The sequence below is a fragment of the Compostibacter hankyongensis genome (genome assembly GCF_039541075.1).
Classification (GTDB): Bacteria; Bacteroidota; Bacteroidia; order Chitinophagales; family Chitinophagaceae; genus Compostibacter; species Compostibacter hankyongensis.
The window spans coordinates 948,299-971,256 of the sequence record NZ_BAABFN010000002.1 but is presented as its reverse complement, the minus strand read 5'-3'; the positions used below and the strand labels follow the sequence as shown (position 1 = coordinate 971,256).

Genomic DNA, 22,958 nt, shown 5'->3' with positions numbered 1-22,958 from the left:
ATACCCGACAGGAGGCCCGCAAATGCCGGGTGGAAAGGTCTTAACATTTGTTAACATTCCGGGAGGGGGTGAAAGGTAAAAGGCGAAAGGCGAAAGGCGAAAGGTAAGAGGTAAAAGGTAAAAGGTGAGAGGTAAGAGGCGAAAGGTAAGAGGTAAAAGGTGAGAGGTAAGAGGCGAAAGGTAAGAGGTAAAAGGTGAGAGGTAAGAGGCGAAAGGTAAGAGGTAAAAGGTGAGAGGTGAAAGGCGAAAGGTAAAAGGTGAAGGGTGAAGGGTGAAGGGTGTCTTGTGAGAGGTGAAAGATAAAGAGTAAAGGCCGCTGGCCATTGACGCTGACGAAATAGTTTGGAAAATAAGCGGTAAATGACTTATTTTTGCAGCCCTCAAACGGTGGTTGTAGCTCAGTTGGTTAGAGCGCCAGATTGTGGCTCTGGAGGCCGTGGGTTCAAATCCCATCAATCACCCTATTTTTCTTTTCCCCGTTTATTTTGGAAAAACCGCTTCGTACCGGCCCGGGTGCCCGGCCAGATCTATGCCCTCGATAACGATACGGATACGCCTTGTGATATCGGTATTATAGAAGGAAAAATCCGCCGAATGGTGGAGGCTGTCGGTCACCAGGTCGGGATTCCAGTACAGGGTTGCCCGTTTGTCGGGCAGCTCGTTGATCTCTTTTTTTACCGAATAGTCCGGGTGGTAAAATTCGCGCGTCCAGGAATAGCCGGGCAGGGATACCTTTTCGAATCCCCGGCGAAGCAGCCCGTCGTCGTCCCCGCCGCGGCGGGTATACACGGCGATGGCGCCGCTTCCCCCGCCGAAGCCGCCCATGAACGGCGGACGGAATACCTTTATCAAAGCGACGTCCGGAACAGGAACGGTGGCCAGCGTAGAGGCGTCCACAGGCGCCTCATCGAGATAAAACGCCGGTGTTCCGCCCCGCCACCGTACCGAAGGATTGGAAAAGATATCGCCAGACACCATCAGCCCTGCCACCCTGCCCTGGAGAAACTGGAAAATGCTGGAGTAGCTGGGTATCTCCTTGGTCATATCAAACGTATAGGCATTGTCACTTTTGAACATGCCGCTGGTATAGCGGTCTTCTATCTTCTTCTCGGGCGGGAGGCGGTGCGCCTTTACCTTCACCTCCTTGAGCAGTACCGAACGCTTGCTGATGAGGTTGCTGATATCATTGCGTTGCCGGGAAAGATCGAGATAATTGCTCAGCTCCGGAGCCGGCGGCGGGGTAAACCGTGGATAGATGGCATGCAGCAGCTTTATGTAGGAGAGCTTGCGGGTAAAATGGGGCTGCATGGCTACATCCACGATGCGGTTTTTCTTCAGGGAATCGGCTCCCTTGTAATACAGGAAAGCGGTATCGTGAAAGACAAGCCCGGGAACGGCAAAGCTTCCCTGATCCACCGGGACATTGATAAAGTAGGTAACGGAGTCGGTAGGGGATTTCAGGAACATTTCTATTTTGCCGTGCTCCAGCGGCTTCTTTCTTTCCGTGGCCTTCCCGTTGACCGAAAGCAGGTTTCTCTCCGCCGGATATTGGATGCGGGGGTAGCGGTTGCCCAGCAGCTCCGGCCAGGTAAAGCGCCGCCATCCGTTGGTGAGCATCACCAGGTCCAGCGCCTGGTTGGTGGAGTCGTTATCGTTTTGAAAATACCAGCCCGGGTTTTCGATATAGCCTTTCAGGTCGGCGGTCAGCAGCAGCCCGGACAGGATATTGCCGGCGTATCGCGTATGGCTGACCTGATCGGCATCGGTCACCGATACCGAAAAATGTCCCTGCAGGCTGTCGGTCACTTCCAGCCTGAAGCTGCTTTTCCCGCGAGCGCCCAGGTTGAGCTCCTGCGTGGTCAGCCGCATCGGCAGCTCGTCGTTGTTCCGCACAAAGACCAGCCGCTCCGCGAGGGGCATGCCGTCGGCACGGAACAGGGTGATCTGCAGTATGCCGCTGGGCAGTCCGTCCACGGGGATCATGCCGCCGGAGAGGCCGGCCTGGAAATCGATGGGGGCGCAATACACCAGGTGTCCCTGGAACTGCGCTGCCAGCACAAGCTGCTGCTCGGCTGCCGGCAGACCCGGTGAGGGCGACAGCCGGAAAAACACCCGCCCCGGATTGGCCGGGGTGCGGACTGTATGCAATACCACCCCCGAAGGTTGCGCTGCGGGAAGGGGAAAGGAACGGGATGCGGTGCTTCCGGCGCTGAGGGCGGTGGCAAAATAGCGGTGACCGGCCGCCGGCGTCAGCTCAAAGGTACCCATGCCGTCGTGCAGGCTGGAGAACCCGGTGATCCGGTTGCCCTGCTCATCCGCAATGCTCCCGGACACGGCTATCGCATGCCCGTCCGTTCCGATGGCCTTGAAGGCCACCGTGCTTTGTACGCCGTTTACCAGGTTGCCCCCTTCCGGAAAAAACTGGACGGAGAAGGCGCTGCTGTCGGCCGGCGCTTCCTGTGCAGGCGCGGTGCCGCCCGGTCGTGCCGTTTCCGGTCTCGTTTCGGCGGGATTATAGACATGCAGGTCCTTTTCAAAAAGAAAAGCAGGATCGAAATTCAGCATCCAGGCGGTGTAGGCGCGCACCCGGTAATTGCCCTGGGGCAGGTCCTGCGGCAGCTCAAAATCACCCCAGGCGCCTCCGAGGAGAACCGGGAGGGTATTGCGCTGCAGTATTTTTCCCTTTTTATCGATCAGCTCCACATACAGGTTGGTGCTGTAGTCCGTGGGCGCCTGGTCGCGCGTCACGTAGGCCTTGAACCAGATCACTTCCCCGCTGCTGTAATAATCCTTGTCGAAATGGAGATACACCTTTTCCTGGGGATAGTCGCTCCGCCAGGTATCCAGGGCCTGTTGGAGCCGCTCTTTGAGCGGGGCGGGACCGGGAATTGAAAATGCGATCATGCCCAGCCCCAGCAGGGCGATGAGAAATGCGGGTAGATATTTCGGCCTCATAGGTAAGGATAAAGCGTTTACAATATAGCTATATTATCCATTATAAGACCAGATAATGCTCCCCGGGTTTATAATGCTCTTCGAGGGCGTCCAGGATCCGGCCAAACTGCCGGGGCTGGTGCTCGAAGTCGGCTGCCGTAGTATCGATGATCAGCGCGGGAAGCGAATGCCCGCGCATGTATTGAAAGTACATCTCCTGTATCCGCAGCAGGTAGGCATCGGATATCTGCTGCTCATAGCTCCTGTTTCGCCGGCGGATGTTCCGCTGCAGCTGTTCTACAGGGGCGTGGAGATAGATCAGGAGGTCGGGCTCGGGCAGCTGGGGACGGATGATATCAAAAAGGCGCTGGTAGAGGCGAAGCTCGTCTTCCTGCAGGTTGAGCCGGGCAAAAAGCAGGGATTTCTCGAAAAGATAATCGGAAAATATCTTTTGCGGGAAGAGGTCGCCTTCCTGCATAACCGCTTTCAGCTGCTTGTACCGTTCGGCCAGAAAAAAGAGCTCCAGCGGGAAGGCATAGCGGTCCGGATGCCGGTAAAAACGCGGAAGAAAGGGATTGTCGGCAAATTCTTCGAGGATCAGCCTGCCGCTGAACCGTTCGGCCAGCATGCGGGCCAGGGTGGTTTTTCCTGCCCCGATATTACCTTCTATGGTGATATGCCGGTATTGCATGCCTGTGGTTATCCCGCCGTTGCGGTCATCCCCCCACAGCGGCTCCGTAGGAGAACTTGCGGACCCACAGGGGGTCGGGACAGGCGTCCAGCAGCTCGCGGATGGTTTTTTTCAGCACGGGATGCTGCAGGTCCGGCGCAATCTCTTCCAGCGGCGTCAGCACAAAACGTCTTTCATGCAGGTGCGGATGGGGGATAAAAAGCTTTTCTTCCTGTATCACCTCCTGGTTGTAAAACAGGATGTCCACGTCGATGATGCGCGGCCCCCAGACTACCCGGCGCTCCCTGCCCATATTGGTCTCGATGGAGCGGGCGGCCTTCATCAGCTCCTGAGGGGTCAGGTAGGTGTTGACCTGGATGGCCTGGTTCAGGTAGTCGGCCTGCTCCTGTATGCCCCAGGCGGCCGTTTCATAAACGGCGGAAACGTTCTCTATCTTGCCGATCTGCTGGCTGATGAGCTCTACGGCTTTACCCAGATGCTTATAGCGATCTTCGATATTGCCACCGATAAGTAAAAATACTGTATTCATGGATCTGCTGCAGGGCAAAAGTAGTAATTAACTGTATTTTTGAGAAAAATACCTGGCGAGGATCCGCTTATGAAGAGTTTTATTAAGATGTTTCTGGCTGCTTTGCTGGCCTTTGTTGTGCTCTGTGTGATTGTCTTTTTTATTTTGACGGCCGTAGTGGGCGGCATGGTGAACCCTTCCGAAGAGATAACCCTGCGTCAGAATACGATCCTGACGGTGGACCTCAGTGAACCGCTGATGGAGCAGAAGCGTATTGATCCGCTGAATGCCGTTTTGCAGCAGACCAGCATCACGGCAAACGGACTGCATGATGTCGTTACGCTGATCGGCAAGGCGGCATCCGATGATCATATAAAAGGCATCTATCTGAAGCTGGGGGAAAACCCGAACGGCTGGGGCACCACAGAGGCGCTGCGCAAAGCCCTGCTGGATTTCAAACAATCCGGAAAATTCATTTACGCCTACGGGGATATCATCGATCAGCCGGCCTATTATATCGCCGTGATGGCGGACAAGATATTTCTGAACCCCCAGGGCATGCTCGATTTCCGGGGCTTTTCCATGCAGACGATCTATGTAAAGGGAGCCCTGGACCGGCTGGAGATACAGCCGCAGGTATTCTACAACGGAAAGTTCAAAAGCGCAACGGAGCCGCTGCGTCTTACCCGGATGTCGGATGAAAACCGGCTCCAGGCCTCCGCCTATCTGGGCGATCTGTACGCGCATTTCCTGGAAGGCATAGCCTGGCGCCGCAACGTAGATACGGCAACGTTATTCCGGTATGCCAACGAAGGAATGATCCGCAATGCCGGGGACGCCCTCCGTTACAAGCTGGTGGATGGCCTTAAGTACCACGATGAGGTAATGAGCGCCCTGCGGGAACGGGTCGGTTTCTCCCCCTCGGAGCGTCTGCGTTTTGTATCTCTTACGCGTTATGAGCAGGCCGTGGGCAATACTGCCGCATCGGGAGCGGCAGACCAAAAGGTGGCGGTGCTCTATGCGCAGGGCGATATCATTACCGGCGACGGGAAAGGGGACGGGGAGGATGTCCGCATCGCATCAGAAAAATATATCCACCTTATCCATAAGCTGTGGAGCGACTCTTCAGTAAAGGCTGTGGTGCTGCGGGTGAATTCCCCCGGCGGAAGCGCGTTGGCGGCCGATGAGATATGGCGGGAGCTGCAGCTGGTAAAAAAAGACAAGCCGGTGGTGGTGTCCATGGGCGACTATGCCGCATCCGGCGGCTATTACATCTCTTGTATGGCCGACAGCATTTTTGCCGAACCGAATACCCTTACGGGTTCGATCGGCGTTTTTGGCATCGTTCCCAACCTCCAGACTTTTTTCAACGATAAGCTGGGAGTCACCTTCGATGGTGTGAAGACAGCTCAGTACGCCGATGCGGGTACGATGAGCCGTCCCCTTACAGAAGCCGAAAAACAGTTTATACAGCAGTCGATCGACAGCGTCTACGCTACTTTCAAACATCGAGTGGCCGACGGGCGTCACCTCCCGGAGTCGGTGGTGGACAGCATTGCCCAGGGAAGGGTCTGGAGCGGGCGGGCAGCACAGCGTATCGGCCTGGTGGACCGGCTCGGCGGACTGAATGACGCGATCGCCTGCGCAGCGCGAATGGCGGGTATTTCGGGCTATTCGCTGCACGAGTATCCCGAGACGAATACCTCCCTGCAGCAGCTGCTGCGCCGGGTAAGCGGCAGCCGGAAGACCATCATGCTGAAAGAGGCGCTGGGCAGCGACAACTACCGTATATTCCAGCAGCTGGAGACGGCCACCCGGTCCTCAGGCGGCATCCAGGCCAGGCTTCCTTACACCATCATCATACGGTAAGCGCCGGGATAACGGGTATGTTCTTTCCCCGGATTGGTTATCTTTGCGCAACCAACAATACAAAATGGACAGGGGTTACAGTCAGGTCAGTGCGCTGAAAGCCATTATAAAAGCCAGTTTTATCGCTATCCTGCGCAGTCCTTCTGCGGTTGTCTTCACCCTGGCCTTTCCCCTCATCTTCGTGCTGGTTTTCGGATTTATCGGCGGCAATACGATCAGCCTGCGGATAGGCGTGGGTAAAGACTGCGATACGGCCAATGCTATCTATGCGGCCTTGAGCCGGATAAAGACCATAAAGCTGGTCACTGCGCCGGAAGAAGAAATGCAGGAAGACCTGCAGAAGGGACATCTTACCGCTGTGCTGAATATCATGCCTGCGGGAAAAGAAGACGGGGTTCCCCGTTATACTGTTCATGTCAGGTCGTCTTCGGCCAGCGGCGACAATATCCGCATATTTGAAGTGATCCTCCGCGATATCGTCCATACGGCGGACGCCCGCCTTTTCCGGGACAGGCCTACGGTGGCAACGATCCAAACCACCCGGATCCCGGGCCGGCGGTACCGGCAGATCGATTTTATCCTGCCGGGCATGCTGGGTTTTTCCCTGTTGAGCACCGGGGTATTCGGTACGGCTTTTCTATTTTTCAGTCTCCGGCAGACGCTGGTGCTGAAGCGGTTCTTTGCGACGCCGGTGCGGCGGTTCAACATCCTGCTGGGTGAAGCCGTGGCCCGGCTTATCTTCCAGCTGCTGGGCGCGCTTTTTCTGATCGCAGTAGGATATTTCTTTTTTGAGTACACGCTGGTGCACGGGCTGGAAACCGTGCTGGAGCTGTTACTGCTTTCTGCATTCGGGCTGATCATTTTTATGGGATTTGGCTTTATCGTGAGCGGCATTGCCCGTAATGAAAGCACCATTCCGCCGATTGCCAATATCGTGACCATGCCGCAGTTTTTGCTGGCCGGTACCTTTTTCCCCATAGATGTGTTCCCCGGGTGGCTGCAGCCCCTGTGCCGGATATTACCCCTTACTTATCTCAATGACGCCTTGCGGAAGGTAGCCTTTGAGGGCGTACACCTGTGGAATGTGCCTTGGGATCTGCTGGTGCTGGTGGCCTGGGGTGTCGCGGCCTATCTGGCGGCCTCCCGGGTGTTCCGGTGGGAGTGATGGAAGGTAAAAGGCGAAAGGTAAAAGGTGAAAGGCGAACGGTATCGTCATCCAGGACTCGCTCCGGAATCTCATGAAAAATGAAGATTTGACAATGTGCTGATTATTTCATCACCAAATTATCAAATCCCCCAATCATCAAATTAGAACCTCCGTCATGCCCCGCATCTTAAAGCTATTCTTATTCGGCATAGTCAGCCTGGTGATATTGCTGGCGCTTATCTCCCTGATCCTGCCGCGTACGGTCCGGATAGAACGCGCGGCCTATGTCGAAGCGGAACCCCGCGAAGTATTTGCAGCGCTCAACGAATTAAAGGGTTATCCTGCCTGGAATCCCTGGTGCCGGGATACCGCGGGGGTGCAGCTGCATTTTTCCCCGCTTACACATGGGGTGGGGGCCCGCTATTCGTGGACAGGCCGCGGGCAGTCGGGCGGGGGCAGCTACACCATTACGGGCAGCCGGCCGGACAGCCTGCTGGAGTACCGTATGGAAGTGACCGGCCTGCCTCCGCTGAAAGGACAGTTCAATGTGCGGGCCGTTCCCGGCGGCACGGGGTCGCGTATACGCTGGACGGTTTTTGCGGATGCGGGATGGCGGCCCTGGTGGCGGTTCTGGGTATCCATGGCTGACCGTCTGTTCGGTCCTGCCGTGGAAACGGGACTGAACAAGCTGAAGCAGGTTTGCGAACGCTGAGCAGGCAAGCAGCGCCGGCGGACGGACTCAGGATTGGGCGATCAGTTCCATAATGGCCGAATAGACCGTTTCCAGCTGGGCGTCGGTAATGGTATAAGGGGGCATGATATAAAGGGTGTTGCCCAGCGGACGCAGGATGATCTTCCGGTCCAGGAAGAATTTGTAAAGCCGGTCCCGCATGCTGTTGGTATAGGCGTCTGCCTCGGGGGTAACGATCTCAAAAGCAATGATAGTGCCCTGCTGACGCAGGTTTTTGATCTTGCGGTGGCCTTTCAGCCGTTCGGAAAAACGTTGGTGCGCTTCCGTGATACGCCGGATGTTATCCTGGCAGCCGGATGCGGTAAAGAGGTCCAGGCTGGCCAGCGCAGCCGCACAGGCTACGGGGTTGGCGGTAAACGAATGCCCGTGAAAGAGGGTCTTCAGCTTGTCGTCAGACAGGAAGACATCGTAAATATCCTGGGTGCAGGTAGTGACGCCGAATGCCAGGGTGCCTCCGCTGAGCCCCTTGGAAAGACATATGATATCCGGCTTCCCGGAGCAGTATTCCAGCGCAAAGTTCTTTCCCGTACGGCCAAAGCCGGTCATGACCTCGTCTGCGATGGTAAGAATGTCGTGCTGGCGGCACACCTGCATCAGCATGCCGAGCATTTCCGGCGTATACATCAGCATGCCGCCAGATCCCAGCACCAGCGGCTCGAAGATAAAGGCGCAGGCCTCCGCAGACAGGCCGGCGATCTGTTCGCAGAGCACGGTGATATTTTCCGGTGTGGGAAGGTCCAGGAATACGACATCAAACAGGTAATCGTCGAATACCCGGGTAAATATGCTGCGTCCGCTTACGCTCATGGCGCCGAAAGTATCGCCGTGATAAGCATGCTTGAAGGCGATGAACTTGTTTTTCCGTATGCCCTGGTTGTGCCAGTACTGAATGGACATCTTCAGCGCTACCTCCACGGCCGTTGAGCCGTTGTCCGAATAAAAAATCTTGCGCTGGTTATCCGGCAGCACGCCAAGCAGCCTCTCTGCCAGTATAACGGCAGGAGGATGGGTGAAGCCGGCAAAGATGCAATGCTCCAGGATGCCTGCCTGAGCGGCTATCTTTTCTGCAATATAGGCGTTGCCGTGACCGTGAATGCTCACCCACCAGCTGGAAACCGCATCGATATAGGCCTGTCCCGTATCATCGTAAAGCAGGGCATCCTTTCCGCTCACCATGGCGACGGGCGGAAGGGCCGTCTGCATTTGGGTGTAAGGGTGCCATATAACGGCGAGGTCACGTTCGGTATAAGAAGCGTCATTCATCGTTTTCCCGTCTTTTCATTACGCCGAGTTTCTCCCGGCATTGATAATGCCGAAAGAGCAGCGGATGATCAGTTTTTCGTATGCTTCCTTGTCGCCGTTGCCGGTTTGCAGGGCAGGGGCCTGATTTTCCTGCTGCGTTTCCATCTCCCGGATCTTGGCGAGCGCATATTGCTGGATCGTCACCAGCGGCAGCACGATCCTTTCCCGCATCTGTATAGACAGCTTGTCCACCGGATAGCGCTCCATCAGCTCCGAATTGCCCGAGAGCAGCAGCAGGTATTTCCGGGTCAGCTCAAACTCATCATGGATCATCTTCCAGACCTCGCCGAACTGGGGATGTTCTGCCAGGTAAGCCGTCAGGGGGAAGAAGCTTTTTTTCATGGACATCTCGCAGTTGTCCAGCAGTGTCCTGAAGAAGAGGGAATGCCGGTACAGGTCGCGCAGCTGCTCCCATTTTCCGGCCTTTTCCATGGCTTTCAGCGCGGTCCCCACCCCGTAATATCCCGGCACATTCTGCTTCAGCTGGCTCCATGCGCCGACATAAGGTACGGCCCTCAGGTCGTCCAGGTTCAGCTTTGCGGTGGCATTCCGCTTGGAAGGCCGGCTGCCGATATTGGTAGCGCCGTAATAACGCAGCGGGCTGGCAAAGCTGAGATATTCCAGGAAAGAAGGATCATTTTTGAGCCGGTTGAAAGCCTCATAGCTTTCTCCGGCGAGCTCGTCGAGCAGGCTGGCAGACTCTTCGGTCATCAGCGGCGTATCGCTGGGCTTCAGGAATTCCGTCCGGATGCCTGCATGCAGCAGCTGCTCAATGTTGAACTGAGCCGTATCAATGGTGCCGAAGTTGGAAGTGACCGTCTGGCCCTGCACGGTAAGCTGTATTTCCTTGTTGGAGATATTTCTGCCCATAGAGGCGTAGAACTGGTGCGTCTTGCCGCCGCCGCGTGCGGGAGGGCCGCCGCGGCCGTCGAAAAAGATCACGTCGACGTTGTATTCCCTGGAGAGGGCGGTCAGCTGCTCTTTGGCCTTATAGATACTCCAGTTGGCCATGAGATAGCCGCCGTCCTTGGTACCGTCGGAGAAGCCCAGCATGATGGTCTGGGTATGATTCCTCCGCTCAAGATGCTGCCGGTAGATTTTGTTTTCATACAGTATCCGCATTACGCCGGCGGCATGACGCAGATCGTCTACCGTCTCGAACAGGGGGACAATGTCCACCGTAATATCTTCGGGTTGCCAGCCGCTCATCAGGAACAGGCCGTATACCTCCATAATATCAAGCGCCGTGGTGCTGTGGCTGATGATATACCGGTGACAACCGGCTTCCCCGTTTTGCCGCTGGATGGCCTGCATGGTCTGAATGGATTTCAGGGTATCCTTGTGAATATCGCCGTCCAGCTTTTCGGGATCGAGGGTGGTACGGAGACCGAGCAGTATGTTTATCTTTTCCTCTTCGGAGAGACCGGAGTAATTATCCGGCAGCACATCGGTATGCCTGGCAATGGCTTCCAGCAGGCCTTTATGTGCCGAGCTGTCCTGCCGTATATCGAGCGAGGCAAAGAACAGACCAAACAGCTGTACCCTCCCGATGAGATTTTCCACCAGATGGACAAACAGGCTGTTGTGCTGCTCCACGAGGGTATGCCTTATCTGGTTCAGGCTGTCGAGGATCATCTGCGGGGTGAGGGTGGTTTTGTGCCCCGGGATAAACAGATGCCGGTACAGGTCGTCCTCAAGCGACCCCAGCACATTTTCGACACCTTTGAAGGTAAGTCTGCGTTTCAGGTGCTTTACGTCGGCATAATAGCACCGGAGGACAGCCTTTTGCAGCTCTCCGGCCACCTGTTGGGTGATTTCTGCATTCACAAAAGGATTTCCGTCGCGGTCGCCGCCGGGCCAGAAGCCCATCCGGATCAGGGCATGGTCTTCGTTGAAAGCGTCGGGGAGCTGTTTTCTTACCCGCGCCGCCACCTGTCCGGCAGCCTGGTAAAATACATTTTCCAGATACCAAATGAGGCTTACGGCCTCGTCATAGGGAGTAGGCTTTTTCTTTTTCAGGAAAGGCGTTTTTCCCAGCTGCCGGAGGTAGGTGTTTACCAGGGGGGTATTGCCCTGGATAAGGGCCTGGGAAAGATCGTGGATGATGCCCAGCACCTCGCCCGGGTAAAACTGGGTAGGGTGGGCGGTCAGCACCAGCCTTACGGCAAAATCGTTGAGCTTGGCGGCCAGCTTTTCACGGGCCTGCTCCGTTTCGGAGGCTTCGGACTGCAGGTGGGTGATGGTGCCCGGCCCCTGCATGTCGTGGATCTCCCGGAAGGCGGCGTCTTCAAGAGCGTCGAACAGCACTACCTGCCGCTCCGAGTATTGAATAAAGCGGAAAAGGAGGTCCCGCTGCTCCCGTTCGCCCTGGTAGTCCGTATATTGACTGAGAAAAGAATCGATAATATCAACCGGGCTTTTTTTCTTCTGATAGCCTTCTTCACAATGCAGCAGGAACAGGGATAACAGCACGCCGGTTTTTTCCACGCGGTGAAAGGGGAGGGCGGTAAAGAGGCTGTTGTACAGCTGAAAACGAATGCCGACTAAGTTATTAAACAGCTGTAATACATCATTGGTGGGTGCCTCCATGGTCATGTCCATTTTAATGGTTAAGGGCTGGTCCGTAGTTTGGGTGGAAAATACGGGTGCGAAGTTATAACGTAACGGCTTAAAATCATAGAGGAAAGGGGGCTTTCCTCGGAGAAGCCGTTCCCAAGCCAGCCGGAAGCTGCCGATGGACGCTGTTGTAAGGGTATGTTATTTAGGACCTTTTGACTGCATAAGTTGCTCACATACAATAAAAAGGGGATAAATATGAATGATGAGGCCGGAATGGAGTCCGGGGATGGTGGTTTTTCAGCGAACCTTTTTTAGATGCGGTCCGGGTGGCGATCATAAAGGTATCGGGTTTTTTTTCCACAGGGTGGGGGAAACAAATGCCGGCGTTTGACGCGCCCGGAATATGCTGTCTGCCGAAATAACGGTATCTGTATGCTCATTATGAGGGACTAACGGAAAAATCCGGAACTATAAAGGGGAAGCCCGTCTTCTGGAACATCGTTTGACCATTATTTGTCAGCAGCTATTCCTCAGCAGCGGAATGATTTTAAACCCTAAATAACGCAGTCATGTCAGAGAAACACTCAGAAGGAATGATGGCCAAAGCTATCGAGCAGCAAACCGCCAAACTGCCGTCGGATATCTTCCTGTGGTCCGCAGTGGCGAGCATGGGAATTGCCTTTGCTTTCAAATGTATGCATAAAAGCCATACCGCCCTCTTTGTCGGGCAATGGGCAGCCCCTTTCCTGCTATTCGGCATCTATAACAAGATCGTCAAGACACAAGGGTCGGATTAGCAAGGGCAATGGCCCTGTGCGGCTGAAAATCGGTCTGTCGGGAAACTATCAGGAAATGGGTGTCTCCATCCTCCCGTCAGTATCAGTTGATCAGGAAGCTGTCCCTGCTGCTGAATACAATATAGTGAATGGTACGTTTCTTTGTATTGTATTCATCTACTTTTTGTATTACCTGATCGCTGATGCCGCCATGCCAGTACCCGTAGCTATCATATATAATCAGCCATCCGCCGCCGGGCTGAAAGGTGATATAATCAATACGGGAACTTCGTTCGTTCAGCTTATTCAGCGCATTTGCCATAGCTGACGGAATTCCGTTCCACCAGCATCCGTTTTTTCCGCTCAGCATCACCCATGCCCCGTCTTCCGATAAGGCGATGTGTCTGATTTCCTTTCCGTCGCGATAATATTCTCCCATCTTATTAAGCAGCGTTGCCGGAAGACCTTCCGTATTATAATAGTTTTTTCCATGGAGAACGGCCCATGCTTTACTATCGGGAGAGAGGTAGATTTGTTTTGGATTACCGGCTTCTGATACCGCAGTGGCGAACTTCTCAGGAATACGGTCCGACAAAATTATTCCCCCTGCCTGCGTAATATAGCTTCCTGATGCTGTCAGTTGTATTTCGTCAATTACTTTTTCCGTTGCGCAGGAATCCAAAAGCTTACTAAGTCGTGCGGGAATATTTTGATAGTACAGATGGTTCAAAGCGTGCTTTTCGGCGTAAGCCTGCGGGTCTCTTATTTTTTCTATAGCGTCTGCAGCCAGGTACGCTCCCTTCTCCATGCCCTTGTAATAATAGCCGACGGCAGCGCCGGTATCCCTCTCCACTCCCCACCCGTTCGCATAACAGTTTCCCAGTCCCATATATGCCTGGGAAAGCGCAAATTCATTGTTTTTCGGAGAGACATAATTGGTATCTATAAGTATGCGGTATAGCCGCAGCGCCGCCGCATAATCCTTCTGTTTAACAAAATCGGCAGCCTGTCTGCCCAGGAGGCCGGCATTATTGTTAGCGAGATGCTTCAGGGTTGGATAAAATACGGCCCTGCACCTTTCGAAGTATTTTTCTTTGTCATTGATGCTATCGGCCGTTATCAGCTTATAGCCTGCAAGGAAAAGATTATGATATGTTTTTCTGGAAGGTTCTTTGGCGATACTTTGGGAAAAAAGTTCGAATGCCTGCTGAAGTGCCTGCATATTTCCCGATCTCATGGCCGAATCATAATAGATTTCGCCCATGGCATCCAGGGCGTTACCCGTGTTACCCGGATATTTATCGTTCGCCGCCTTTTGCAGCCAGCTAAGCGCCAGAGGTCCGCTTTTTTTGATTTTGAAATGCTTATCATTAAAAAACAAAGCCGTAATTCCCCGGTAATAATTTTTTTGGTACTCTCCATACTTTCCTTTCAGCGCTCGTGTATGCATCTTCTTATCAAAAAGGTGAAAGTCGCTGCCATTGGGGTCGCTTACAAAGGCAGAGGACAGCTCAGGGTTCAAGGCGTCGAATCTGTTCCAGAGCTTCCGGGGCATTCCCGTTTGGAAATCAACAAGCGTGTCCGTTCCGTACCCTACAGATATCCGGTCATAGATCCCTGCATTATCCACTTCTGCCTTTCTCATGCTTCTGGTATTGATGCTGTTGAATAGCAGAATTTTTTCAGCCGATTGAGCTGCCTTGGCCAACAGCCATATCAGATCGCCTGAAATATAGTTATTGATCTCACCGGTGATTTTCTCTTTTTCTTCGTCAGATCGCTCCTGTGCGGCCGCTCTTGCTTCCCGCATTCTTTGCGCCGCTCTTGCTTCCGCCTCGTAATCATGTTCTTTTACCAGCAGGCTTCCGATACCCGCAGCCAGGCTTTCCACGCCGTAAGCCACAGCGCGCGTACGGCCGGAAGCGGTGCTCATATCCTGACTTTGGGCCAGGCTGCCCATGCTTTGCTGCAGGTTCTGAAGTCCCTGCCGGGTAGAAACATTGCCCGCAAAAGCGCTTTGAACGGCGTCCTGGGCTTTGCTGTACTGTTCACTGGCTATTTGCTGTTCCCGGATCAGGTTATTGCTGTATTGCTGCAGCCAGACTGAGTACTGCTGGGCCTGCGTAAGCGGTACGGGATTATAATAGGAATCTGTGGAGCTGCTTTTTTTAGCCGCATTGGCATTTCCGTTGTAAGTTGTGGTCTTTGTTGTTGCGGAACTGGTCGTGCGGGATGTCTTATTGCCGTTCCCGGTTAAGGAAGCCTTGTCTGCTTCCTGCTTTCGCGTTTTCTCTGCATTGTAGTCGGCGATACTTTTTCCGTTGATCGTGGTTTTATTAATGCCCCGGTCTTTGTCATAAATAATTTCGTACCGGTCCCCATCCTTCTCGTAGCTGACTTCCACCCGCACTACCTCGGTTACCTGTTTGAAGGTATGCCAGTTGCCCTGGTCGACATACCGGGAGTTGGGAGATATTTCATCTCCGGCGGTGTTAAAGCCGGCGGTGTTGGTATTGCCGTCGCAGGTAAGTCCGCGGAGCCGCAGGCTGATCCTTGCATTATAAGGGAAAGTATGCTGCAGCGCTACCTTCGGCCAGCCACAGACGCCTGCGGCGGTACATTTGGAATACTGCACGGCATACATCACTCCCCCCTCATTGTTGTGAATGGCGGACAGCATTTCGCTCCAGCGCATTCCGCAGGGGTTGGTCTCCTGCGCCATGGTACAGGCCGGAAAGCCGGATATCATTAACAGAAAGATGAACTTTTTCATGGGTAACATGGTTGATCAGATTCAATTGCACAAAATTCCTCCTCCCCCCTGAGCGGGGCAATAGCCATTTTTGGCTATTGTTTACAGGCGGTTTTTATTTACAGGGGTATAATCTGATAAGATAACAGAAGGCATATTTATAGCTCGTGGCTTTTTTGTACTGGTTTATAAATTTTTTCCGGCCGGAGTCCGCAGCTTTAGAAAATGCTATATTTGCATGGCGATGAAGCAAATGGTCTCCCTTTTTATGATCATGGTTATCATGGCGCTCCACCTGGTGCCGTGTGCAGACTCATTTGCCTCGGGGAAAAGGGTGGAGACGGTGAGCAGTGCGGCTTCCGACCCTCATCAGGACCGCCCTGACAGCTGCAGCCCGTTTTGCTACTGCGCCTGCTGCGTGGTGCACACTGTTGTAAAAGCTTCATCGAAAGCCCATCTTTCTCCTCCGAATCACCCTTCTGCTTATACCGCATACCTGGAGGGAAATTACATTGACGTCGTTCTTCCGATCTGGCAACCTCCCCAGCTGCTTTCTTAGTTTTTCTTCCCTGCACACGAATGCAGTGTGTATGTCTGTTTTCAACAATTATTTCTTTTTTATCTGATGATATGACCAAGGTCATGTTCATCCGGTAAGCCGCATGGTCAGGGTTATGGCGGCAGGCCTGCCAAAAGTCTTTCTTTGGTCAAGGGTCATTGTGGATTGTCCTTATGGTCTGCATCTATTTGATCCCGGCGGTTACCGGATTGATTATTCATTGGATAGCTTATTTGAACAGCTATGCTAAACAGAATTATCAGGTTTTCCATCGAAAATAAGCTGATCATCGGCTTATTTACCCTGGGGTTGATCATCTGGGGCATTTATTCACTGAGCCGGTTGCCTATAGACGCCGTACCGGATATTACGAACAACCAGGTCCAGGTGATCACTTCCAGCCCTTCCCTCGCTGCCCAGGAAGTAGAGCAGTTTATTACCTATCCGGTAGAGATCAGCATGGCGACTATCCCGGACGTAAAAGAGATCCGTTCCATTTCCCGCTTTGGCTTGTCGGTGGTAACCATCGTTTTTGAGGATGGCAGGAATATTTACTGGGCGCGGCAGCAGGTACAGGAACGGCTGGGCGCGGCAAAAGAGCAGATACCGGAAGGGGCGGGTACGCCTGCGATGGCTCCCGTCACTACCGGTCTGGGTGAGATTTACCAGTACATCGTTCGTCCTGAAAAGGGATACGAGGATAGATATACCCCGATGCAGTTGCGCACGATCGAAGACTGGATCGTACGGCGACAATTGTTAGGTACTCCGGGTGTTGCCGATGTAAGCAGCTTCGGAGGCTTTTTAAAACAATACGAGATCGCGATAGATCCGCAGAGATTAAGGGCGGCCGATATCACCATCGCCGATCTTTTCGCCGCCTTGAAAGAAAATAACCAGAATACGGGGGGCGCTTACATTGAGAAAGGCCCCAATGCCTATTTTATCCGGACGGAAGGACGGATAGACAGCCTGCCGGACATCGGAAAAATTGTACTCAAGGTCAACCCCTCAGGCGTACCGGTATTGATCCGCGATGTAGCCGACGTAAGGCTGGGTCATGCCGTGCGGTACGGCGCCATGACGCGCAACGGAAACGGGGAAGTGGTGGGCGGTATTGTCCTGATGCTTAAAGGCGGGAACTCGAACCGGGTGATCGGCAACGTAAAGGAGAAGGTGGCCCGGATCGAAAAGACGTTGCCGGAAGGGGTAACGATAGAGCCCTTCCTGGATCGCAGCGCCCTGGTGGGGAGGGCCATCCACACGGTCAGTCGGAACCTGACGGAAGGCGCCCTGATCGTGATCTTTGTGCTGGTGCTGTTTTTGGGCAATTTACGAAGCGGATTGCTGGTGGCTTCCGTTATCCCGCTGGCCATGCTCTTTGCATTGGGTATGATGAACATTTTCGGCGTTTCCGGCAACCTGATGAGCCTTGGCGCGCTGGATTTCGGCCTGATTGTAGACGGCGCTGTGATCATCGTCGAGGCAGTCATGCACAGGATATTGCAAAGCAAAGGTCGTCATGCCGGTGTTGCCCGGCTCGACACGGCGCAAATGAACGAGCAGGTCTATGCGTCTGCCGGTAAGATGATGAGCTCGGCGGCTTTCGGCCAGATCATTATCCTTATCGTATATCTGCCTATCCTGGCGTTGACCGGTATAGAAGGAAAGATGTTTCGTCCTATGGCGGAAACGGTGGCTTTTGCTATCCTCGGAGCATTGCTCCTTTCGGTCACCTACGTCCCCATGATGGCGACCATTGTGCTGCCCCGGCGTACGGCTCATAAGCGGAATCTTTCGGACCGGCTTATGGGAAGGTTGCAAAAGACATACGACCCGGTCATCCGGTGGGCATTACGACGAAGATGGTTGGTTCTGGGCATTGCCGCCGGCGCATTCGGCATATCCGCCTTTATCTTTTCACGTATGGGAGGAGAATTCATCCCCCAATTGGATGAAGGGGATTTCGCCGTGGAAATGCGTTTGCTTCCCGGAAGCGCATTGACAGAGACAATAAATGCCAGCGACAAAGCAGCCCGCATTTTACTAACGCAATTTCCGGAAGTAAAGGAAGTGGTAGGCAAGATCGGCTCTTCGGAGATCCCAACCGACCCGATGCCTGTTGAAGCATGCGATCTGATCGTGTTGCTAAAAAGTAGAGATGAATGGGTAACCGCCGGTAGTAGGGAAAAGCTCGCCGATACGATGAGCAGGGCCTTGTCTGTATTACCGGGGGTTAGCTTCAGCTTCCAGCAACCCATTCAGATGCGCTTTAACGAGCTGATGACCGGCGCCAAGCAGGATGTGGTGCTTAAGATCTACGGCGATCAGCTGGACCGCCTGGCTGATCTTGCAGAAGAAGCCGGCGATATCGTGAGGACGGTAGACGGGGCAACGGACGTATATGTGGAGCAGATCACGGGTCTGCCGCAAATTGTGGTGCATTTCGACCGGGCACGGATAGCCCAATACGGTTTGAATATAGCAGACCTGAACAACACCGTGCAAACAGCTTTTGCCGGTCAGTCGGCAGGTCTGGTATTCGAAGGCGAGCGGCGGTTCGACCTCGTAGTGAGGCTGGACAGCGCTTACCGCAAGTCCCCGGCCGATTTTGATAACCTCTTCGCGCTCTTGCCCGGCGGGGGACAGGTGCCGCTGAATCAGGTGGCTGTCATCAGTATCAAAGACGGTCCGAATCAGATCCAGCGGGATGAAACACGGCGGCGGATCACGGTCGGATTCAACGTTCGCAACCGGGATGTGCAAAGCATCGTCAATGAGATCCGCCGCAAAATGGATGCACAGCTTAAATGGCCACCCGGATACACCGTGACTTACGGGGGACAATTTGAAAACCTGGTCAATGCCCAAAAGCGGCTGTCCGTCGCATTGCCGGCCGCTTTGCTGCTTATTTTCATTTTGTTGTTTTTTGCCTTTGGCTCTTTCAAGCAAGGGCTGCTCATTTTTACCGCTGTCCCGCTGGCGGCCATCGGCGGCGTCATATCCTTATGGGTGAGAGGCATGTCCTTTAGTATTTCAGCCGGTGTCGGCTTTATCGCCCTGTTTGGTGTGGCTGTGCTGAACGGCATCGTATTGGTGAGTGAGTTTAATCAGCTGAAAAAAGTGGGGGTAACGGATATTTATGAGCGGGTCTTAAGCGGTACCCGGCTGCGGCTGCGGCCGGTGCTCATGACGGCAACGGTAGCTTCCCTGGGGTTCCTGCCGATGGCCGTTTCCACCACTGCAGGCGCTGAGGTGCAACGCCCGTTGGCGACGGTGGTCATCGGCGGATTGATTACTTCTACACTGCTGACCTTGGTGGTATTGCCGGTCTTGTATATCCTGTTTGAAAAGATGGGTTTTAAAGCGAAGTTTAAAAAAGCCCCGGTCTTATTTATCGGGTTGACGGCAGGTTTTTCGCTGTTCGTTCCCGGGAAGTTATCTGCGCAGTCCGTGATCGGACAGGATACCGTATTGCATCTGACGCTGGAGCAATCCCTGGACCTGGCCCAACGGCAAAACCTGGCTGTAAAAAACGCCGATCTCGATATTCAATACAACGCGGCATTAAAAAAGACGGCCTTTGATCCCGGCAAAACGGAGCTGACGGGAAGCTGGGGAAAGCTGAACGAACCCGTCGTCGATGACAATGAGATCGGCCTGTCCCAAAGATTTGCTTTCCCAACTGTGTACGTTCGCCGTTCCCGGTTGGGAATTGCGCAGCTGACAGGAAGCCGCCTGGGGAGGACGCTCATCCAAAATGAGCTGGCGCGGGATGTAAAAACAGGATGGTACCGGCTTGCCTGGCTGCTGCAGCGCCACCGCCTGTTGTTACGGCAGGATAGCATTTATGCCGATTTTCTGCATGCGGCAGCGTTGCGGTACAAAACCGGCGAAACCAATCGTCTGGAGCAGGCCAATGCAAGCTCGCAGGTAATGCAGCTGCAGATGCTGATCCGGCAGAACGAAGCCGATATCCGCGCCGCCCGGTCCAATCTGCAAAGCTTGCTGAATACAGACCAGCAGGTTTCCATCGTATCGGATACGCTGCTGCCCCGGCCTTTAACCCTCCAACAGACAGACAGCACGGCGCTCAGCCGTAACCCGCAGTTGAAATATCTGCAGCAACAGATAAAGGTGCAGGAGGCGGAAAAGAAAGTACAACAATCCTTGTTGATGCCCGATGTTACCCTGGGCGTCAGCAGTCAGACCTTTAAAGGCATGACCGATCAACGTTATAGCGTGTTCAGCGCCGGGCTGTCTATCCCATTGTGGCCGCGCCCGCAGGCGCAGCGCGTAAAAGCGGCGAAAATTGCCGTAGACCGGGCGCAGACCAGCGGACAGCTTTATCTGAAGCGTCTTGAAGGCACTTTTGCAGGGGCCTTTGAAGCCTACAAAAAATACCGTCAAAGCATTCGGTATTACCGGGAAAATGCCTTGCCACAGGCGCAGCTGATCCTGATCAATGCCCAGGCCGGCTATAAAAGCGGTGAAATCGGTTATGTGGAATACATTCAGAATCTGAAGCAGGCGATGGGCGCCCAGCATGATTATATAGATATTGTTCAACAATATAACCTGGCTGTGATTCAGTTGGAATATCTGGCCGGCATTCAATAAATATCAAACATAAAAAGCATATTGAAATGAGAAATAAAATCTTTTTCGGGATAATGCTGGGTATGGTCCTTTCCGGACTTCTGGCGATGTACGGTTGTAAGCCGTCCGGAGAAAAGCAGGCGCCGGAGGAGCGAAGTGTAGTAACGGCAGCGGAGGACAGCCTGACTATTGTTTCGCTTACACCGGACCAATTCCGCAATGCCGGCATTCAGCTGGGAAATATGGAACAGCGGAAGCTGAATGACGTTTTGCCGGTAAGCGGCATGGTGGATGTGCCGCCGCAAAGCAGGATATCCGTGACGTTCCCGTATGGCGGCTTTATCCGGAAGATCAATGTATTGGAAGGAGATTATGTAAAGAAAGGCAGCTTATTGGCAAGACTGGAGAATCCTGAATATGTGGATCTGCAGGAGAGCTATCTGAAGAATAAAAGCGTGCTGGATTATGCCCGGCAGGAATATAACCGTCAAAAAGAATTGTATCAGGCCGATGTGGCGGCGGGGAAGTCGTACCAGAAGGCGAGGAGCGATTATGAATCGCTGGAGGCATCTGTAAAGGCCCTGGCCCAGAAGCTCAATATGCTGGGCATTCCCGCAGAGACCCTCAAGCCGGATAATATCCGGTCCTCGGTAGATATTGTAGCCCCGGATAACGGTTATGTTACCCGGATTGCGGGCAACCGGGGAAAATATATGGACCCGCAGCAGGAGCTGCTGGAGATCGACAATATCCGGAATGTCCATATTGATCTGACCATCTATGAAAAAGATATAAATTCGGTTCAGCCGGGTCAGCGGGTACGTTTCAGACTTTCCGGAAGCCAGGCGGAGCATAAAGCAAAAATAACGCTTATCGGCAGAGAAATAGGTCCCGACCGTTCGGTCGTCTTACATGCGATGCCGGAAGACCCGAACCTCCGTCTCCTGCCGGGTGCTTACGTCCAGGCTCATATCAACCGGGAAAATGCCCTGTCGGATGTATTGCCGGAAGCGGCCGTCGTGCGTTCCGAAGGGAAACAATACATTTTTGTAAAGGAGAAGGATGCGTCATACCGCTTTCAGATGATCCCCGTGCAGACCGGAACAGAAGATAACGGCTATCTTCAGGTAGAGCTGCCGGGAACCCGGCAAATAGCGGACTCATCGATTGTCGTAAAAGGGGCGTTTGCTTTATTATCGGCGCTGAAAAATACCGGTGACGACGATTAGCCGGTCAAAGCTTTCTTCATGAAATCAAAATCGGGAAAAAAGAAAGCAAAGAAAACGGTGCGTTACGTTAAAGGCAGGTACTAAGGAGAGAAAGTTTGATATTTTAACGTCGACTTCATCACAATAGTGACCGGTAAAAAGTGCTCTTTGTTTACGTTTTGCTTTAGGATAAGATGGTCATAGAAATATTTTATCCCCTGATAAGATTGTAAATGAGGCTGCTGAGAAATGAGAAAGTCGATCGTGCCGTTATTTAAAAGGTCCACATTTTCTTTGATCAAATCGTACCCCAGCAGTCTGTGTTTTGTATTGGAATGCAATTCGTCAAGGGCGGCGGCTACCTTGGCGACCCCGTTGGTTACGAAGATGCCTTCTATGTCTTTGTTTTTGATCAGTATGTTTCTCAGCTCCGCTTGAACATCGACTTCATCCGGTGTATTGTTTTCGTAGCATATCAGCCTTCGCTCATGTTGTTCAAAAAACCTTTTGAATCCTTCCTTTCTTTTTGCAAATTGAACATGGTTGTCATCTTTCTTACTTATCGTTACAGTTAACAGCGCGCCGTTATCCGAAATACACCTGTTCAACAGATCTGCTGCTATGAATCCGCTATCTCTTGCATCCTGACCAATAAAGGAAAGGTTATCCAGACCCGGAAAAGTGCTGTCAAAGAAGATGACCGGAATTTTCTTTTTTTTACATTCCTGTAGGAACTTGATTGTTTTTTCTTCGAATACGGGAACCATAAAGATGCCGTCCAGGTCTTCTTTTAATATTTTGGCTGTTTGTGTATTAAAGGATGATTCGCTGTTTTGACTAAAATAAAATACCTCCAAATTAAATCCGTAAGGATCTAATTCCTCCTGAACTGCTTTAAAGCCTATTTTATGCTGATACCAATAGGGGATTTCTTTAGACGGCTTTGGCATCAGCACAGCGATCGTATAGCTTTTGGTAGACTTTAATCTGCTGGCTAAGATATTGGGCTTATAGTTCAGATCTTTAATCGCCTTAAGGATTTTTTCTTTGGTTTTTTGCGATACCCCTCCGCGGTTATTAAGAATCTTATCAACGGGTCCTACAGATACGCCGGCTTGTTTCGCGATATCCTTTATTCCTACTCTTTTATGATTTTTTTTCATGGCGGCCTTGAGAAAAAATGGAAAAAATTTGTTTGGGATAAAAAAAGAATTACTTTTGAGAGCAAAGATAGTTAACGTTTACTATTTTGATTGTTTTTATTTAAATGATACTGTCCCGGTTGAACGCAGGTTTGCCAACG

The 22,958-nt window shown here is 52.9% G+C and carries 14 protein-coding genes and 1 tRNA gene; 8 read left to right on the top strand and 7 right to left on the bottom strand.

What is annotated here, in order from left to right:
- The first annotated feature begins 387 nt into the window (after positions 1 to 387).
- Positions 388 to 461: transfer RNA gene (locus tag ABD851_RS08715), tRNA-His, on the top strand.
- A 19-nt stretch (positions 462 to 480) separates the two neighbouring features.
- Here ABD851_RS08715 and ABD851_RS08710 read toward each other — a convergent pair.
- The 3 genes from ABD851_RS08710 to folK are packed head-to-tail and all read right to left on the bottom strand — an operon-like array spanning position 481 to position 4,154.
- Positions 481 to 2,955 (bottom strand): hypothetical protein, encoded by a 2,475-nt coding sequence (locus ABD851_RS08710; protein WP_344978290.1) that lies wholly within the window; start codon positions 2,953 to 2,955, stop codon positions 481 to 483.
- Positions 2,956 to 2,995: 40 nt separating this feature from the next.
- On the bottom strand, positions 2,996 to 3,625 hold the full coding sequence (locus ABD851_RS08705; RefSeq protein ID WP_344978288.1) for a deoxynucleoside kinase: 630 nt from the start codon (positions 3,623 to 3,625) through the stop codon (positions 2,996 to 2,998).
- Positions 3,626 to 3,650: 25 nt separating this feature from the next.
- A complete protein-coding gene (gene folK / locus ABD851_RS08700) occupies positions 3,651 to 4,154 on the bottom strand; it encodes a 2-amino-4-hydroxy-6-hydroxymethyldihydropteridine diphosphokinase (protein WP_344978286.1) in 504 nt (167 codons plus the stop codon).
- Positions 4,155 to 4,223: 69 nt separating this feature from the next.
- Between folK and sppA the strand changes: the two genes are divergently transcribed.
- From sppA to ABD851_RS08685, 3 genes are all read left to right on the top strand, one after another.
- On the top strand, positions 4,224 to 6,002 hold the full coding sequence (gene sppA, locus ABD851_RS08695; RefSeq protein WP_344978284.1) for a signal peptide peptidase SppA: 1,779 nt from the start codon (positions 4,224 to 4,226) through the stop codon (positions 6,000 to 6,002).
- A gap of 64 nt (positions 6,003 to 6,066) precedes the next feature.
- Positions 6,067 to 7,167 (top strand): ABC transporter permease, encoded by a 1,101-nt coding sequence (locus tag ABD851_RS08690; RefSeq protein ID WP_344978282.1) that lies wholly within the window; start codon positions 6,067 to 6,069, stop codon positions 7,165 to 7,167.
- A gap of 157 nt (positions 7,168 to 7,324) precedes the next feature.
- Positions 7,325 to 7,861: an SRPBCC family protein gene (locus ABD851_RS08685; RefSeq protein WP_344978280.1), complete on the top strand. Its 537-nt coding sequence runs from the start codon at positions 7,325 to 7,327 to the stop codon at positions 7,859 to 7,861.
- A gap of 27 nt (positions 7,862 to 7,888) precedes the next feature.
- Here the strand turns inward: ABD851_RS08685 and bioA are convergent, their stop codons facing one another.
- A complete protein-coding gene (gene bioA, locus ABD851_RS08680; RefSeq protein ID WP_344978278.1) occupies positions 7,889 to 9,163 on the bottom strand; it encodes an adenosylmethionine--8-amino-7-oxononanoate transaminase in 1,275 nt (424 codons plus the stop codon).
- Positions 9,164 to 9,181: 18 nt separating this feature from the next.
- Complete coding sequence (locus tag ABD851_RS08675; protein ID WP_344978276.1) at positions 9,182 to 11,797, bottom strand: phosphoenolpyruvate carboxylase; 2,616 nt, start codon at positions 11,795 to 11,797, stop codon at positions 9,182 to 9,184.
- 533 nt (positions 11,798 to 12,330) lie between these two features.
- Between ABD851_RS08675 and ABD851_RS08670 the strand changes: the two genes are divergently transcribed.
- The gene (locus tag ABD851_RS08670) at positions 12,331 to 12,558 is read left to right on the top strand and encodes a hypothetical protein (protein WP_344978274.1); all 228 of its coding nucleotides are present in this window, start codon (positions 12,331 to 12,333) and stop codon (positions 12,556 to 12,558) included.
- An 82-nt stretch (positions 12,559 to 12,640) separates the two neighbouring features.
- Here ABD851_RS08670 and ABD851_RS08665 read toward each other — a convergent pair whose 3' ends face one another.
- Positions 12,641 to 15,310, bottom strand: a complete 2,670-nt coding sequence (locus tag ABD851_RS08665; protein ID WP_344978272.1) for an SEL1-like repeat protein — start codon at positions 15,308 to 15,310, stop codon at positions 12,641 to 12,643.
- 217 nt (positions 15,311 to 15,527) lie between these two features.
- Between ABD851_RS08665 and ABD851_RS08660 the strand changes: the two genes are divergently transcribed.
- The 3 genes from ABD851_RS08660 (at position 15,528) to ABD851_RS08650 (ending at position 21,676) form a co-directional block, all read left to right on the top strand.
- On the top strand, positions 15,528 to 15,848 hold the full coding sequence (locus ABD851_RS08660; RefSeq protein WP_344978270.1) for a DUF6660 family protein: 321 nt from the start codon (positions 15,528 to 15,530) through the stop codon (positions 15,846 to 15,848).
- 243 nt (positions 15,849 to 16,091) lie between these two features.
- Positions 16,092 to 20,468, top strand: coding sequence for a CusA/CzcA family heavy metal efflux RND transporter (locus tag ABD851_RS08655; RefSeq protein ID WP_344978268.1), 4,377 nt, complete (start codon positions 16,092 to 16,094; stop codon positions 20,466 to 20,468).
- Positions 20,469 to 20,494: 26 nt separating this feature from the next.
- A complete protein-coding gene (locus ABD851_RS08650) occupies positions 20,495 to 21,676 on the top strand; it encodes an efflux RND transporter periplasmic adaptor subunit (protein ID WP_344978266.1) in 1,182 nt (393 codons plus the stop codon).
- Positions 21,677 to 21,756: 80 nt separating this feature from the next.
- Here the strand turns inward: ABD851_RS08650 and ABD851_RS08645 are convergent, their stop codons facing one another.
- Positions 21,757 to 22,818 (bottom strand): substrate-binding domain-containing protein, encoded by a 1,062-nt coding sequence (locus ABD851_RS08645; protein ID WP_344978265.1) that lies wholly within the window; start codon positions 22,816 to 22,818, stop codon positions 21,757 to 21,759.
- Positions 22,819 to 22,958 lie beyond the last annotated feature (140 nt).